This is a genomic window from Streptomyces sp. NPDC024017, assembly GCF_040638895.1.
Classification (GTDB): domain Bacteria; phylum Actinomycetota; class Actinomycetes; order Streptomycetales; family Streptomycetaceae; genus Streptomyces.
The window spans coordinates 158624-173441 of the sequence record NZ_JBEZYZ010000012.1 but is presented as its reverse complement, the minus strand read 5'-3'; the positions used below and the strand labels follow the sequence as shown (position 1 = coordinate 173441).

13 protein-coding genes are annotated in these 14818 nt (G+C 73.4%); 6 read left to right on the top strand and 7 right to left on the bottom strand.

Annotated features, from left to right (window positions below; translation table 11 throughout):
* Positions 1-3336 carry an FtsX-like permease family protein gene (locus AB0G20_RS30075; RefSeq protein ID WP_361307755.1) on the bottom strand — a complete coding sequence of 1112 codons (3336 nt, stop codon included), beginning with the start codon at positions 3334-3336 and terminating at the stop codon, positions 1-3.
* Between the two features lie 137 nt (positions 3337-3473).
* On the opposite strand from AB0G20_RS30075, the gene AB0G20_RS30070 reads away from it, so the two are divergent.
* The 3 genes from AB0G20_RS30070 (at position 3474) to AB0G20_RS30060 (ending at position 6724) form a co-directional block, all read left to right on the top strand.
* A complete protein-coding gene (locus tag AB0G20_RS30070; protein WP_361307753.1) occupies positions 3474-4205 on the top strand; it encodes an ABC transporter ATP-binding protein in 732 nt (243 codons plus the stop codon).
* 13 nt (positions 4206-4218) lie between these two features.
* A complete protein-coding gene (locus AB0G20_RS30065) occupies positions 4219-4953 on the top strand; it encodes a VWA domain-containing protein (protein ID WP_361307751.1) in 735 nt (244 codons plus the stop codon).
* A gap of 112 nt (positions 4954-5065) precedes the next feature.
* A complete protein-coding gene (locus AB0G20_RS30060) occupies positions 5066-6724 on the top strand; it encodes a cytochrome bc complex cytochrome b subunit (RefSeq protein WP_361307749.1) in 1659 nt (552 codons plus the stop codon).
* Here the strand turns inward: AB0G20_RS30060 and AB0G20_RS30055 are convergent.
* On the bottom strand, positions 6696-7658 hold the full coding sequence (locus tag AB0G20_RS30055; protein WP_361307747.1) for an acyl-CoA dehydrogenase family protein: 963 nt from the start codon (positions 7656-7658) through the stop codon (positions 6696-6698). The genes AB0G20_RS30060 and AB0G20_RS30055 overlap by 29 nt on opposite strands.
* Complete coding sequence (locus tag AB0G20_RS30050) at positions 7658-8797, bottom strand: acyl-CoA dehydrogenase family protein (protein WP_361307745.1); 1140 nt, start codon at positions 8795-8797, stop codon at positions 7658-7660. The genes AB0G20_RS30055 and AB0G20_RS30050 overlap by 1 nt, the downstream gene beginning before the upstream one ends.
* A gap of 47 nt (positions 8798-8844) precedes the next feature.
* On the opposite strand from AB0G20_RS30050, the gene AB0G20_RS30045 reads away from it, so the two are divergent.
* Genes AB0G20_RS30045 through AB0G20_RS30035 form a run of 3 tightly spaced genes read left to right on the top strand, consistent with a single transcriptional unit; the run spans position 8845 to position 11477 of the window.
* Positions 8845-9633 carry an SDR family oxidoreductase gene (locus AB0G20_RS30045; RefSeq protein ID WP_361307743.1) on the top strand — a complete coding sequence of 263 codons (789 nt, stop codon included), beginning with the start codon at positions 8845-8847 and terminating at the stop codon, positions 9631-9633.
* A gap of 39 nt (positions 9634-9672) precedes the next feature.
* Positions 9673-10296 carry a TetR/AcrR family transcriptional regulator gene (locus AB0G20_RS30040; protein ID WP_248501463.1) on the top strand — a complete coding sequence of 208 codons (624 nt, stop codon included), beginning with the start codon at positions 9673-9675 and terminating at the stop codon, positions 10294-10296.
* 23 nt (positions 10297-10319) lie between these two features.
* Positions 10320-11477 carry an acetyl-CoA C-acetyltransferase gene (locus AB0G20_RS30035; RefSeq protein WP_361307741.1) on the top strand — a complete coding sequence of 386 codons (1158 nt, stop codon included), beginning with the start codon at positions 10320-10322 and terminating at the stop codon, positions 11475-11477.
* Here the strand turns inward: AB0G20_RS30035 and AB0G20_RS30030 are convergent.
* The 4 genes from AB0G20_RS30030 to AB0G20_RS30015 are packed head-to-tail and all read right to left on the bottom strand — an operon-like array spanning position 11461 to position 14811.
* Complete coding sequence (locus tag AB0G20_RS30030; protein WP_361307739.1) at positions 11461-12513, bottom strand: nitronate monooxygenase; 1053 nt, start codon at positions 12511-12513, stop codon at positions 11461-11463. The genes AB0G20_RS30035 and AB0G20_RS30030 overlap by 17 nt on opposite strands.
* On the bottom strand, positions 12510-13229 hold the full coding sequence (locus AB0G20_RS30025; protein WP_361307737.1) for a CoA-transferase: 720 nt from the start codon (positions 13227-13229) through the stop codon (positions 12510-12512). Before AB0G20_RS30025 ends, AB0G20_RS30030 begins: the two co-directional genes overlap by 4 nt.
* Positions 13226-14062: a CoA-transferase gene (locus AB0G20_RS30020; RefSeq protein WP_361307735.1), complete on the bottom strand. Its 837-nt coding sequence runs from the start codon at positions 14060-14062 to the stop codon at positions 13226-13228. Before AB0G20_RS30020 ends, AB0G20_RS30025 begins: the two co-directional genes overlap by 4 nt.
* Positions 14059-14811 (bottom strand): enoyl-CoA hydratase family protein, encoded by a 753-nt coding sequence (locus tag AB0G20_RS30015; RefSeq protein WP_361307733.1) that lies wholly within the window; start codon positions 14809-14811, stop codon positions 14059-14061. Before AB0G20_RS30015 ends, AB0G20_RS30020 begins: the two co-directional genes overlap by 4 nt.
* Positions 14812-14818 lie beyond the last annotated feature (7 nt).

The window sequence follows — 14818 nt, the reverse complement described above, 5'->3', positions numbered from 1 at the left end:
TCAGTCCTCCCCTTGGTGGCGGAGCGCGACCGCCGGCTCGGCGCGGCGCAGCGCCGACGCGGCGGTGATCAGCAGGAGCGGGGCGGCCACCCCCGCGACGAGCAGGGCCACCCGGGCCACCGGGAGTTCGACGAGGACGGGCGGGACCGGCCGTGCCGCATCGGAGGTCAGCACGATCAGCGGCAGGACGGCCCGGGTCAGGACGGTGCCCAGCGCCAGCCCGGCGAGCAGGCCGGCGCCGATGAGCAGGCTCTGCTCCGTCGCGACCAGCCGGGCGAGGTCCCGGCGGGGCGTGCCCAGGGCGCGCAGCACAGCGAACTCCGCCGACCGCTCCCGCCGCGCACCGGCGGCGCTCACCGCGAAACCCCCGGCGGCCAGGGCCGCGGCGGCCACCGCCACCGCCGTCAGTGCCGAGCGCGGTCCGGCGCCGAGCGGATCACGCAGCAGTTCGGCAGCGGTCTCGTCCCGCACCAGCACCTGCCGGGGTTCGAGGTCGGGGCGCGCCCTGAGCGCCGCGGCGACCTCGGCCTCCTTGCCCGGGGCGGTGCTCACCCACCACTCGGTGGGGGTGAGCGGCGCGGCGGCCCGCTGGGCCAGCACGGCGTCGACGGCCCGCAGATCGAGCAGCAGCGCCCCGCCGTCCGCGGCCTCTTCGTCCGGGCCGGTGCCGGTGGTCGGCAGTTCCTCCACCGTTCGTACGATCCGCACCCGCAGCTGTTCCCCGGACAGCGGTACGTCGATGGTGTCGCCGGGCCCGGCCCCCGCCGCCCGCAGGAAGTCCCGGGTGGCGACGGCGGCGATGCTCCGCGGCGCCCCGCCCCCGGCGGTGGTGACCTGGACGGTGTAGAGCGGGGCGGCGTTGAAGTTCTCGTCGGGGTCGGCGCCGGTGCCGTACGACACGGTCAGCGGCGCCGACCCCGACGCGGCGGGCTTTGTGGCTCCACGGGCGAGTACGGTGCCGTTCTCCGTCACGGTCCGTCCGCCCCGCCAGCGCGTCCCGTCGGGCGCGGGGACGGCCCGCGCGGCGCCGTCGCGGCCGGTGGCGAGGAGCCGTTCGACGGTGAACCGGTGCTGCTCGGGGCGGCCGAGGGGCGAGGTGTCGTCGAGCTGGAGGCCGGTCAGTCGCAGCGGTCCGGCCGGGGCGGCGCGGCGGTCCGTCGCCGTCACGTCCAGGCCGAGTGCGATCCGGTGGACCCTGTTGTCCACCGGGATCTCTCCGGCGCCCAGCCGGTACACGATGCCGTACCGGTCCTCGACGACCACCGTGAGCCGGGGCGCGCGGCCGGAGGCGGACCGTCCCGTGCGGGCCCGCAGATCGGCGATCCGCACGTCGAGCCCGAGCCGCCGAGTGCCGTCGGGCAGCCGTATCGCCCGGTCCTCGTCCTGCTCGGGCGGGGCCAGGGCCCGCAGCAGCTTCGCCGGGGGCTCGTCGGCGAGGTCGTCGCGCATCCGCATCCCGTCCGCGGCGCGGGCCGTGTCCAGGGCGAGGACCGTCGCGTCGCGGCCCCCCGACAGGCTCAGGCTGGTGCGGTGCGCGGGAGCGGTGTCCCGGGCCCCGGGCAGCGCGGCGTAGAGGCCGGTCTGCCCGGGACTGCCGGGCCGGTGGTCGAGGATTCGGACGGAGGCGCCCGTCCTGAAGTCGGCCTGGTCGTCCTGCGACCGGTCCCAGGACGCGCCGTGCCCGATCGCCAGCATCCCGGTCGCCACGGCGATGACCAGCAGCAGCACCGGACCCGCCCCGCGCAGCGGACGCCGGCTGAACTGCCATCCCGCGAGCGCCGCCGGCAGCCCGCGCCCGCTCGCCGAACGCCGCTCCGCGAGCCGGGCCGCGAGCGGCAGCAGACGCAGCGTCAGCACCGTGCCCGCCAGCAGCGCCAGGGCGGGCGCCGCGACCAGCAGCGGATCGATGCCCAGCCGACCGGCCCCGTCCCGGCTGAGCACACCGCCGCCGGTCGCGTCGGTCTGCCGTTCGAGCTGCCAGTACGCCACGCCCGCGATCAGCAGCAGCCCGACATCGGCTCCGGCGCGCACGGGCGCGGCCGTCGTGGCGGCACGGACGCGTCGCAGCCGTGCCGGCGCGCCCGCCGTCGCCGCCAGCGCGGGTGCCACGACCGCCACCGCGCACGCCAGCGCCACGCCGCCCGCGACCAGCCAGACCCGGCCCGACGGGGCGGTGTCGAGCCGCAGCCCGATCCGGTCGAGCGAGGACCAGCGGGCCAGCAGCCGGGCCAGCGGGCCGGACAGCAGCGCGGCACAGACCGCGGCCGGTACCGCCAGCAGCAGCGCCTCCAGCGCGGCGAGCCCCGCGATCCGGCCGCGCGAGCCGCCCCGGGCGCGCAGCAGTTCGGTCTCACCCGCCCGTTCGCCGTCCAGCAGCCGGGCCACCAGCAGCAGCGCGTACCCGGCCAGCAGTACCAGCTGCACGGAGACGATCATCAGGGTGGACCGGGACACCAGCAGGGTCCGCCCGGTCCGGTCGAGCACCTCCGGCAGCCCGGTGCGTACGGTCGCGTCGCCTCCGAGGGCCGGGTCCTCGCGCAGCGCCCCGGCCGCGTGTACGGCTTCCTCGCGAAGTGCGCCGATGCCGCCGGTGGTGAAGGTGCGGTAGTCGGCCGTCGCCACCCAGCCGGTGCTGTCCACGGAGGCGCGGCCGGAGGCGAGCACCGACGCGTCGGCCAGCAGCGGTCCGTAGGTCGTGAAGGCGACGGTGCGCACGCCCTGGCCGCCGACGGCGTCCGCCTGCCAGTAGGGATCCGAGCTGTCGGCCGCCCGGTACACCCCGCTCACCCGCACCCGGAGCGGCGCGCCGCCCAGCCGGTCGGTGAGCTTCAGGTGCGCTCCGGCCCGCAGCTTCAGCCGGTCGGCCGCCGCCTCGGGCAGGGCGACGGGCACGGCGGCCTCACCGCGCGCCGGGGCCGGGCCCGGCAGGGCGCCCGAGACCAGCCTGATCCGGGACCGGTCGAGGGCGGCGAGATGCGTGAGGTCGGGCTGCCCGGACCGGGCGTCAGCGTCCTGCAGGGACCGGGGCAGCGCGTACGGTCCGGACCGCTCCAGCCTCCGCACGGTCACCGGCAGCCCGCCGAAGGCCTCCCGAGCCCCGCGCACCACGGCCCGGTGCGCCGCGTCCCGCCGCTCCCGGGGTACGTCCGCCTCGACGACGAGGGAGGCGGCCACCGCGGCCCGGCCTCCCAGGGTGCCGCGCAGCGCCGCGTCCCCGACGGAGCCGGAGAAGGCCGCCAGGGTGGCGAGGACCGAGGTGGTCAGCAGGACGGCGAGCAGGGCGGCCGTGAGCAGCAGCCGATGCGCGCGCAGGCGCAGCAGCAGTAAGCCCGTCACTCTTCCCCCACCCGATGGCCGAGCCACTGTTCCCCAACGCGGCATGCATATCACGGAGTTACCGGCTCGGCACATGAGTTCGAACGTGCGTTGTCCGGGTCTTGACCACCCGCACCGGTTCCGTATGGGATGCGCTGATGACCGAGAACACCAGCCCGTGGCCCGGTGCCGCCCTCGCCGACGACACGTCAGGCGGGCCGATGCTACGGGTGGAGGATGTGCACCACTCCTACGGCACGGGTGCCGCGGCCGTGCACGCGCTGCGCGGGGCGTCCTTCACCGTCCGGCGCGGTGAGCTGGTCGCTCTCAGGGGCCGTTCGGGCTCCGGCAAGTCGACGCTGCTCCATCTGATCGGCGGCCTCGACTCCCCGCAGAGCGGCAGGGTCGTCGTGGGCGGCACCGACCTCTCGGCGCTGAGCGAGAGCGAGCAGCTGGAACTGCGCCGTGACCGCATCGGCTTCGTCTTCCAGTCCTTCGGGCTCATCCCGATCCTCACCGCCGCCGAGAACGTGGGCGTGCCGCTGCGGCTGCGCCGGGCCGAGCCGCGTGAGCGCGAGGAGCGGGTGGCACTGCTGCTCGCCCTGGTGGGGCTGGCCGGTCACGAGGCACAGCGGCCCGCCGAGCTGTCCGGCGGGCAGCAGCAGCGGGTCGCCATCGCCCGGGCCCTCGCCAACCGCCCGGCCCTGCTGCTCGCCGACGAACCGACCGGCCAGCTCGACGCCGCCACCGGCCTGGCGGTGATGGAGCTGCTGCGGGCGGTGGTGCGCAGCGAGGGCGTCACGGTCCTCGTCGCCACCCACGACCCCCAACTCCTCGGCCTGGCCGACCGGGTGCTGGAACTGAGCGACGGAGTGGTCGTCGAGGAGTGAGAGGATGCGGGCCATGGTCGCGATCAGTCTCAGCAAGGTCCAGGAGACCGCTCCCGCGCTGGTGAACCTCTACAAGACCGCCGGGGTCTCCCTCGCGAAGCACGGGCTCGACGGGCTGCGGGCCGCGGTCTACCTCGTGGTCGACTACTCGGGCTCGATGAAGCCGTACTACAAGGACGGCAGTGTGCAGGCGCTGGCCGACCGGGTGCTCGGGCTGTCGGCGCATCTGGACGACGACGGGAGCGTGCCCGTGGTGTTCTTCTCCACCGACGTCGACGCCGTCACCGACATCGCGCTCGCCGACCACCGGGGGAAGATCGAGCGGATCGCGGCCGGGCTCGGGCACATGGGGAAGACCAGCTACCACCTGGCGATGGACGCCGTGATCGACCACTACCTCGACAGCGGGTCGACGGAGCCCGCCCTGGTCGTGTTCCAGACCGACGGCGGGCCCATCAACAAGCTCGCCGCGGAGCGGTATCTGTGCAAGGCGGCGAAGCTGCCGCTGTTCTGGCAGTTCATCGGGTTCGGCGACCCGGGCAGCAAGCAGTTCGACTTCCTGCGCAAGCTCGACGAGCTGGCCGTGCCCGGCAAGCGGGTCGTCGACAACGCCGGGTTCTTCCACGCGGGGGGAGATCCGCGGAAGGTCTCGGACGCCGAACTGTACGACCGGCTGGTGGGGGAGTTCCCGAAGTGGCTCGTGGCCGCGCGGGCGCAGGGGATCGTCAGGGAGCCCGGCAGCCGCTGAGCAGGCCGCTCGCCCCCTTGGCCCAACCGCCCCGCCGCTTGGCCCACGCCCCGTTTGCACGTCCGCCGCACCGTGCCACGCTGGGAAGGATCCGACGGGGAGGCGACGACGTATGGGCGACGACGGCGCACGACGGGTGTACGGGACGGACTCCGCCGACCGGAGACCTCCCGCGGGCAAGGGCGAGAAGCTCGCCGACTGGGCGGACGGGCGGCTCGGGCTCTACGCCCTGGCCAAGGCCAACATGCGCAAGGTCTTTCCGGACCACTGGTCCTTCATGCTGGGCGAGGTCACCCTCTACAGCTTCATCGTGCTGATCCTCACCGGCGTCTACCTCACCCTGTTCTTCGAGCCGAGCATGCAGGAAGTCGTCTACAACGGCTCCTACACGGAGCTGAACGGCGTGCTCATGAGCAGGGCGTTCGAGTCCACGCTGGACATCAGCTTCGACGTGCGCGGCGGGCTGCTGATCCGGCAGATCCACCACTGGGCGGCGCTGGTCTTCATCACCGGCATGCTGGTGCACATGATGCGGGTGTTCTTCACGGGAGCCTTCCGCAAGCCGCGCGAGCTGAACTGGGTCTTCGGCTGGACCCTGCTGATGCTCGGCATCATCACCGGCCTGACCGGCTACTCCCTCCCCGACGACCTGCTGTCCGGCACCGGCATCCGCTTCGCGCAGGGCGCGATCCTGTCGATCCCGATCGTCGGGACCTATCTGTCGTTCTTCCTGTTCGGCGGGGAGTTCCCGGGCGAGGACATCATCTCGCGGCTGTACCCCGTCCACGTCCTGCTGCTGCCCGGGATCATGCTGGGCCTGGTCACCGCCCATCTGATCCTGGTCTTCTACCACAAGCACACCCAGTTCCCGGGCCCCGGACGCAAGGAGCGGTCGGTCGTCGGGATGCCCTTCCTGCCCGTCTACATGGCGAAGGCCGGCGGCTTCTTCTTCCTCGTCTTCGGCGTCCTGACGGTGATGGGCGCGATCGCCCAGATCAACCCCGTGTGGGCCTTCGGCCCCTACCGCCCCGACCTGGTCACCACCGGAGCCCAGCCCGACTGGTACCTCGGCTTCTCCGAGGGCCTGATCCGGGTGATGCCGGGATGGGAGATCAACCTCTGGGGGCACACGCTCGCCCTGGGCGTGTTCATCCCCTTCTCGCTCTTCCCGCTGATCCTGCTCGCCCTCGGCCTCTACCCCTTCATCGAGGCGTGGATCACCGGCGACAAACGCGAGCACCACATCCTGGACCGGCCGCGCAACGCGCCCGTGCGCACCGGCCTCGGCGTGGCCTGGCTGACCCTGTACGCGGTGCTGCTGATCGGCGGCGGCAACGACATCGTCGCCATCCATCTGCATCTGTCCATCAACGTGATCACCTGGTTCGTGCGGATCGGCGTCTTCGTGCTGCCGGTCGCCGCCTTCATCGTCACGAAGAAGATCTGCATGGGCCTGCAGCGCCGCGACCGCGCCAAGGTGCTGCACGGCATGGAGACGGGCACGATCAAACGGCTGCCGACCGGCGAGTACATCGAGGTGCACGAGCCCCTGTCGCAGGCCCAGCTGTTCACGCTCACCCAGCACGAGCAGCACCCGCCGTACGAGATCGGGCGCGAGGTCGACGCCGGGGGTGTGCGCCGCAGGGTCAAGCGGTCCGAGCGGCTGCGCGCCCGGCTCGCGAAGGCCATGTACGGGCCCGACGCGCGGATCGAGAAGCCGACGGTGGAGGAGTACCGGGAGATCACCAGCGGCGATCACCAGCCGCACTGACGACCAGGGCCCGGCACTCCCGGGGATCGCCCCAGGCGGTGCGCAGGGCCCGGGCCTTGGTCAGCCACAGCGACAGGCCGTACTCCGCGGTGTAGCCGATCGCGCCGTGCAGTTGCAGTGCGGTACGGGCGGTGGCGTACGCCGCCTCGGACGCGGCGGCCTTGGCGGCGGCGACGTCGGCCGGACGCAGGGTGAGCGCGGCGCCGAAGAGCAGCGGACGCGCGAACTCCAGGGCCGTCTTCGCCTCGGCCAGCCGGTGCTTGACCGCCTGGAACGAGCCGACCGGGACGCCGAACTGGGTGCGCTGCTTGACGTATCCGACGGTTCTGTCGAGGAGCGCGAGGCCCACGCCGAGGGCCTGGGCGGCGGTGGCGAGGCGGGCCCAGGTGAGGGCCTCTTCCGTGGGGAGATCGAGGAGCTCGCCGCCGGGGGAGAGGAGGGTGAGGCGGCGGGCCGGGTCGAGGGAGGGGAGGACGGGGCCGTGGCCGGGGGAGAGGCGGATGCCCTCGGGCGTGACGGCGATCCGGAGGGGGGCGGCGTCTCCGTCCAGGGCGTACGCACCTTCGGGAGCCACCGTCGCCATCGTCCGCCCGGACGCCAGCGCCGGCAGCAGCCGCTTGGCGGTCTCCGGGCCGGCCCCCTTGAGGAGCACCGCCGCCGTGACCGTCTCCACCAGAGGTCCCGGCACCGCATGGCGGCCCAGCTCCACGAAGGCCACGGCCAGTTCCGCGGGCCGTGGGCCCAGTCCCTCGTACGCCTCCGGCACTGCCAGTGCGAACACGCCCGCCGCCGCGAGACGGGACCACAGCGCCCGCCCGCTCGCATGGTCGCCCCGGCTCCAGTCCCGTATCACCGCCGGGGTGTCCGCCGCCGTCAGCAGGGCGTCCAGCGACGCGGCGAAGGCCCGCTGCTCGGCGTCCAGCAGGAAACGCATCAGCGGCGCCCCTTCGGCAGGCCGAGCAGACGCTCGGCGATGATGTCGCGCTGGATCTCGTTCGTGCCCGCGTAGAGAGGGCCGGCGAGGGCGAAGACGTACCGCTCCGCCCAGTCGGTGTCCGCCCTCTCGCCCTCGGGGCCGAGCAGGTCGAGGGCCGTCTCGTGCAGTGCGATGTCCAGTTCGGACCAGAAGACCTTGTTGAGGCTCGACTCGGGGCCGACGGCCTCGCCGTCCAGGAATCGGGAGGCGGCCGCGTACGTGAACAGCTGGTAGGAGCGGGCGCCGATCAGGGCGTCGGCCACCCGGTCCCGCGCGGACAGCGGGCTGCCCCGCTCCCGCCACAGCTCCTCCAGCCGGCGCGCGGCGGCGAGGAAACGGCCGGGGGAGCGGAGCATCAGGCCGCGTTCGTTGCCCGCCGTCGACATCGCGATCCGCCAGCCCTGGCCCGGCTCGCCGATCACGTCCTCGTCGGGCACGAACACCTCGTCCAGGAACAGCTCCGCGAAGGCCGGCTTGCCGTCGAGGCGGGCGATCGGACGGACCGTGACGCCGGGGGCGCGCAGGCCGAACATGAGGTACGTCAGGCCCTGGTGGGGCTTGGCGGTGTCCGGGTCGCTGCGGAACAGGCCGAAGGCACGGTCGGCGAACGCGGCCCGGGAGGACCAGGTCTTCTGACCGCTCAGCAGCCAGCCGCCGTCGGTGCGCACGGCCCTCGCCCGCAGGGAGGCCAGGTCCGAACCGGCCTCGGGCTCCGACCAGGCCTGCGCCCAGATCACCTCGCCGGAGGCCATCGGGGGCAGGACCCGGGCCCGCTGCTCCTCGGTGCCGTGGTCGAGGAGGGTCGGGGCGAGCAGCTGGATGCCGTTCTGGCTCACGCGCCCTGGGGCGTCCGCCGCCCAGTACTCCTCCTCGAACAGCAGCCACCGCAGGAGCCCGGAGTCCCTCCCGCCGTACCGCGAGGGCCAGTTGACGACCGACCAGCGGTCCGCGGCCAGCTCCGCCTCCCAGGAGCGGTGCGCGGCGAAGCCCTCCTCGGTCTCCAGGGAGGGCAGGGGGAGGCGCGGCACGTGCGCGTGCAGCCACTCCCGCACCTCGGTGCGGAACTCCTCGTCCGCGGGGGAGAACGCCAGGTCCACGACGCCCCTCCTTCCCTAACAAGTGTTTGGTAGGTTAGCGTGAGCCCATGACAGACGTCGAGAGTCCGTCGTACGTACCCGGCCACGGCCTGCTGAAGGGGCGGACCGCCGTCGTCACCGCGGCGGCCGGTGCGGGGATCGGCGGAGCCACGGCGCGGCGCTTCCTGGAGGAGGGCGCGCGCGTGCTGATCAGCGACGCGCACGTGCGGCGGCTCAAGGAGTACGAGGCGCGGCTGGCCGGTGAGTTCGGCGGGACGTCGGTCGCCGCGGTGCCCTGCGACGTCACCGACGAGACGCAGGTGCGCAGGCTCTTCGAGGCGGCCGCGGCGGAGCACGGGCGCATCGACGTCGTGGTCAACAACGCCGGTCTGGGCGGCACGGCGGAGCTCGTCGACATGACCGACGAACAGTGGTCCCGCGTCCTGGACGTGACGTTGAACGGCACGTTCCGCTGTGTGCGCGCCGCGCTCCGGCACATGAAGGGGACCGGCGGCGGGGTGATCGTCAACAACGCCTCCGTCGTCGGCTGGCGCGCCCAGGCCGGTCAGGCCCACTACGCGGCCGCCAAAGCGGGCGTGATGGCGCTGACCCGGTGCGCGGCCGTCGAGGCGGCCGGGTACGGGGTGCGGGTCAACGCCGTGGCGCCCAGCCTCGCCATGCACCCCCACCTGGTGAAGGTGACCACGCCCGAACTGCTCGCCGAACTGACCGCCCAGGAGGCCTACGGGCGGTACGCCGAACCCTGGGAGGTGGCCAACGTGATCGTGTTCCTGGCGTCCGGCTACTCCTCCTACATGACCGGAGAAGTGGTGTCCGTCAGCAGCCGGCACCCCTAGGACAATGGACCCGTGCCTCCCACGAAGAAGAAGCCCCAGGTGAACGCCACAGAGCCCGCCACAGAGCCCGCCGCGGCCGCCGCCGCTCGCGACCGTCGCGGTGAACTCCTCGGGACCGCCGCCGAGGTGTTCGCCGAGCAGGGCTACAACGCCACCACCGTCCGCAAGATCGCGGATCACGCGGGGATGCTCGCCGGCAGCCTCTACTACCACTTCGACTCCAAGGAATCGATGCTGGAGGAGATCCTGCGCACCTTCCTCGACGAGCTGTGGGACGGCTACGACACCGTCCTCGGCGCCGGTCTCGGTCCGCGCGAGACGCTTCAGGCCCTGGTCACCGAGTCGTTCCGGGAGATCGACCGGCATCGCGCGGCCGTCGCGATCTACCAGAAGGAGAGCAGGCAGCTCGTGGCGCAGGAGCGGTTCGCGTTCCTCGCCGAGTCACAGCGCAGGTTCGAGAAGGCCTGGCTGTCCACGCTGGAGCGCGGCGTCGCAGAGCGGGCCTTCCGGGCCGACCTCGACGTCCGGCTCACCTACCGGTTCGTGCGCGACACGGTGTGGGTCGCCGCGTCCTGGTACCGGCCGGGCGGACAGCACAGCCCGGACGAGATCGCCCGGCAGTACCTGTCGATGGTGCTGGACGGGATCGCCGTACGCGAATAGCCCCTATCTGCGAGGGAGTGGTCATGGCCGAGGCCTACATCGTCGAAGCGGTCCGCACGCCCGTCGGGCGGCGCGGGGGAGGCCTGAGCGCGGTCCACCCGGCCGACCTCGGCGCGCATGTCCTCAGGGAGCTGATGAGCCGCTCGGGCGCCGACCCGGCCGCCGTGGAGGACGTCGTCCTCGGCTGTCTGGACGCCGTCGGGCCGCAGGCCGGGGACATCGCGCGGACCTGCTGGCTGGCGGCCGGGCTGCCCGAGGAGGTGCCGGGCGTAACCGTCGACCGGCAGTGCGGCTCCTCGCAGCAGGCCGTGCACTTCGCCGCGCAGGCCGTACTGTCCGGCACCCAGGACCTGGTCGTCGCCGGCGGGGTGCAGAACATGTCGATGATCCCCATCGCCTTCGCCACTCGGCAGGCCGCCGAACCGCTCGGGCTGACGCAGGGCCCCTTCGCGGGCAGCGCCGGCTGGCGGGCACGGTACGGGGACAAGCCCGTCAACCAGTTCGTGGGCGCCGAGATGATCGCCGCGAAGTGGGGGATCAGCCGGCGGGACCAGGAGGAGTTCGCCCTGCGCTCCCATCAGCGGGCGGTGCGGGCGATCGACGAGGGGCGCTTCGGCCGCGAGAGCGTGCCGTACGGCGAGGTCACCGCCGACGAGGGCCCGCGCCGGGACACCTCCCTGGAGAAGATGGCCGGCCTCAAGCCGGTCCTCGACGGCGGCACCGTCACCGCCGCCTGCTCCTCGCAGGTCTCCGACGGGGCGGCGGCGATGCTGCTGGCCTCCGAGCGGGCCGTGCGCGACCACGGGCTCACCCCACGCGCGCGCGTGCACCACCTCTCGGTGCGCGGCGAGGACCCGATCCGGATGCTCACCGCGCCGATCCCGGCCACCGCCCACGCCCTGAAGAAGACCGGCCTGACCATCGACGACATCGACCTCGTCGAGATCAACGAGGCCTTCGCCCCGGTCGTCCTGGCCTGGCTGAAGGAGACCGGCGCCGACCCGGACCGGGTCAACGTCAACGGCGGTGCGATCGCCCTCGGGCATCCCCTCGGCGCGACCGGCGTCAAGCTCATGACGACCCTGCTGCACGAACTGGAGCGCACCGGCGGCCGGTTCGGCCTGCAGACCATGTGCGAGGGCGGCGGCCAGGCCAACGTGACGATCATCGAACGGCTGTGAGCCGCGTCAGCGTCTCGTCGGCCTCCTTCATGATCCGCTCCACCAGCTCCGCACACGACGGCAGGTCGTCGATCACCCCGGCGACCTGCCCGGACGCCATCACGCCCAGATCCGTACGGCCGTCCACCATCGCCGACCTCAGCAGCATCGGCGTGTTCGCGGCGAGCAGCACCTGACTCCAGGACAGGTCCTTGCCGTGCTTGAGGGCCAGCCCGTCACGGACCAGCTGCCGCCAGGTCAGCCCGGACAGCCTGCGGAATCCGGCCGCCCTGCGCACGGCCTGCACCAGCGCCCCGGCCCGGCCGGTGTCCTCCAGGGCGGCCACCAGTTCCGTCCGCAGCATGCGGTGCGGGAGCCCGTCCACCGCCCTGGTGACCGTCACGTCCTTCACGGTCGCAGCGAGGTACCTCGCCTTCACCGCGTCCGGCACGGTCGAGTCCGACGTCAGCAGGAACCGCGTGCCCATCGCCACGCCTGCCGCGCCGTAGGCGAGGGCCGCGGCCAGCCCGCGCCCGTCGAAGAACCCGCCCGCCGCGACCACGGGTATCGGCACCACGTCCACCACCTGCGGCAGCAGCACGGTCGTGGCCACCTCGCCGGTGTGCCCGCCGCCCTCCGCGCCCTGGACGAGCACCGCGTCCGCGCCCCACGCCGCGACCTTCTCGGCGTGCCGCCGCGCCCCCACGGTCGGCATGACGACCACACCGGCCTCCTTGAGCTCGCCGATCAACTCCCGGGAGGGGGCGAGGGCGAAGGAGGCCACGCGGACGCCCTCCTCGATCAGGATCCGGACCCGGTCGCCCGCGTCGGCGGCGTCGGCGCGCAGGTTCACCCCGAACGGCGCGTCGGTCCGGGCCTTCACCTCCCGTACGGCCGCGCGCAGCCGGCCGGGGGTCATCGTCGCGGAGGCCAGGATGCCGAGGGCGCCCGCGTTCGCCGTGGCGGAGACCAGACGGGGGCCCGCCACCCAGCCCATCCCGGTCTGCACGACCGGATGACGCACGCCGGTGAGCCGGGTGAGCGCCGTCCCCCTCACGAGGCGACCTCCCGGGCCCGGGCCCCGGCCGGGTCGACGACCTCGCGGATCAGCCGGAGCTCCTCACCGGTCGGTTCCCGGGTCGCCGGCACCTCGTCCGGCACGGTCAGCTCGAAGCCGGTCGCCTCCCTGACCTGCTCGAGGGTGACTCCCGGGTGCAGCGAGGCCAGCCGCATCGAGCGGCCGGGGGTGGCGAAGTCGAAGACGCCCAGATCCGAGACGACACGCGGGATCCGGTGGAAGCGCGCGCCGGCCGCATGGTCGTAGCCGACTCCGCAGACCATGTCGACCCGCTCGACGAAGACCCGCCGCGAGTGCTTCGGGATCCAGTAACTGGTCGGATTGTTCAGGGTGTTGACCGGTGCACCGCGCACCCCGAGCAGCTGCCGCTTCGGCCGCTCCCAGTCGCCGATGCACGAGATGTTCTGGTTGCCGAACCGGTCGATCTGGCTCGCGCCCATCATCACGTGCCGCCGCCCACCGGTGACCCAGGCCAGATGCTCGCGGTACGGCAGCCAGCCCTCGGGCGTCCCGTCCGGGCGGACGAGCATCGCCTCACCGTCGGTCAGCAGCAGGTCCGGCGCGAAGGTGAGCCGGGCCAGCCGGGCGCCGATCGAGGGGATCAGCCCCATGGGGCTCGCCAGCACCTCACCGTCGTCCCGCCAGGCCTCGGCGCAGGCGATCACGCAGTACTCGGCGCGGGTGGGCCCGCTCATGTCCCCTCCCGCACGGCCGACTGGTACGTCTGCTCGTCCCCGGTGAGGAACCCGGCCGCGAACTCGGGCCAGGGCGTGGTCGCGTACCTCTTCTGAAAGGCCTCGTCCCGGCCGTAGTCGGGCGCGCAGGACGTGAAGTGCGCCCCGTTCGGGGCCTCGACGACACCGGTGACGGTGTGGCGCTTGACCAGCAGGGTCTGCGGTGGGCCCTCCTTCGTGAGCTCGGCCGTGCCGACGATCCGCTCGCAGCTCAGGTACGCCGTGTCGGCCGCCGCGCAGAACAGGTCGTCGAAGTACGGGTCGGGGCCCAGGTACTGCCCGTTGCCCGACCGGTCGGCGCGGTTGACGTGCACCAGGGCCGCGTCCATCCGCAGGGCGGGCACGGCGACGAACGTCTCCCCGTCCTCGTACGGCGAAGTGACCGTTCGCAGAGCGGGGTTGACCCGCATGACGTCCGAGCCGAGCCCGGACCGCACCGGCAGGAACGGCAGCCGGTTCGCCGCCGCCCGCAGGCCCCACAGGAACATCGCCTCGTCGATCTCCATCAGGTCGAAGGCACCCCGCTCGCGGGCCGCCCGGTAGTGCGGCTCCAGGGGGATCGAGTCGAGGGTGACGAAGGCCGTGACCAGTTTCCGGATCCGCCCGGCCGCGGCCAGCATGCCCACGTCCGGGCCGCCGTACGAGACGACCGTGAGGTCGGTGATGTCCGACCTGAGCAGGGCTCTCACCAGGGCCATCGGCTTGCGGCGCGAGCCCCAGCCGCCGATGCCGAGGGTCATGCCGTCGGCCAGCCGGGACACGGCCTCGTCCGCCGACATCGTCTTGTCCCTCATCGCGCTCCCTCCTGACCGAACCGGTCGCGCGCCCGCGCGCCCACGCCGCTGAGGCCCGCCTCGAAGGTGAAGCCCTGCTCGAAGCGGTAGCTGCGGCGCACGTCCACGGGGTCGATGCCGTTGAGCGCGGCCTTGGCCAGGCGGAGCAGCCGCCCGTCCTTGGCGGCGATCTCCCGGGCCAGCTCCAGGGCCGCGGCGCGCAGTTCGGTGCGCGGCACCACCCGCCACACCGAGCCGTGCGCGTGCAGGTCGGCCGCGCTCGCCGTGCGCGCCGTGTAGTACAGCGCGCGCATCAGGTGCTGGGGGACCAGGCGGGCCAGGTGCGTGGCCGCCCCCAGGGCGCCGCGGTCCAGCTCGGGCAGCCCGAACACCGCGTCCTCGCTCGCCACGATCGCGTCCGCGTTCCCCACGAGACCGATGCCGCCGCCCAGGCAGAAGCCCTGCACCGCCGCCACGACCGGCACCTCGCACTCGTAGACCGCCGCGAAGGCCTCCGCGCAGCCGCTGTTCGCGCCGAGCAGTGCGCTGTGCTCCCGGTCGTCCGCCTGCAACTCCTTGATGTCCACGCCCGCGTTGAACCCGCGCCCCTCGGCGGCCAGCACCACGCACCGGACCTCCGGGTCGCGTCCGGCCGCGCGCACCGCGTCGGCCAGCGCGTACCAGCCCGCCACCGGCAGGGCGTTCACCGGCGGGAAGTCGACCGTGACGACCGCTACGCCCTTTTCCCCGCACGAGGTGGAGACACCCATGGCCGCA

Bases quoted from the DNA above. Each gene is read 5' to 3' on its own strand.
- AB0G20_RS30045 (WP_361307743.1), top strand. From the start codon at position 8,845: ATGACAGACGTCGAGAGTCCGTCGTACGTACCCGGCCACGGCCTGCTG.
- AB0G20_RS30025 (WP_361307737.1), bottom strand. From the start codon at position 13,229: ATGAGCGGGCCCACCCGCGCCGAGTACTGCGTGATCGCCTGCGCCGAG.
- AB0G20_RS30070 (WP_361307753.1), top strand. From the start codon at position 3,474: ATGACCGAGAACACCAGCCCGTGGCCCGGTGCCGCCCTCGCCGACGAC.
- AB0G20_RS30065 (WP_361307751.1), top strand. From the start codon at position 4,219: ATGGTCGCGATCAGTCTCAGCAAGGTCCAGGAGACCGCTCCCGCGCTG.
- AB0G20_RS30035 (WP_361307741.1), top strand. From the start codon at position 10,320: ATGGCCGAGGCCTACATCGTCGAAGCGGTCCGCACGCCCGTCGGGCGG.
- AB0G20_RS30015 (WP_361307733.1), bottom strand. From the start codon at position 14,811: ATGGGTGTCTCCACCTCGTGCGGGGAAAAGGGCGTAGCGGTCGTCACG.
- AB0G20_RS30055 (WP_361307747.1), bottom strand. From the start codon at position 7,658: ATGCGTTTCCTGCTGGACGCCGAGCAGCGGGCCTTCGCCGCGTCGCTG.
- AB0G20_RS30060 (WP_361307749.1), top strand. From the start codon at position 5,066: ATGGGCGACGACGGCGCACGACGGGTGTACGGGACGGACTCCGCCGAC.
- AB0G20_RS30020 (WP_361307735.1), bottom strand. From the start codon at position 14,062: ATGAGGGACAAGACGATGTCGGCGGACGAGGCCGTGTCCCGGCTGGCC.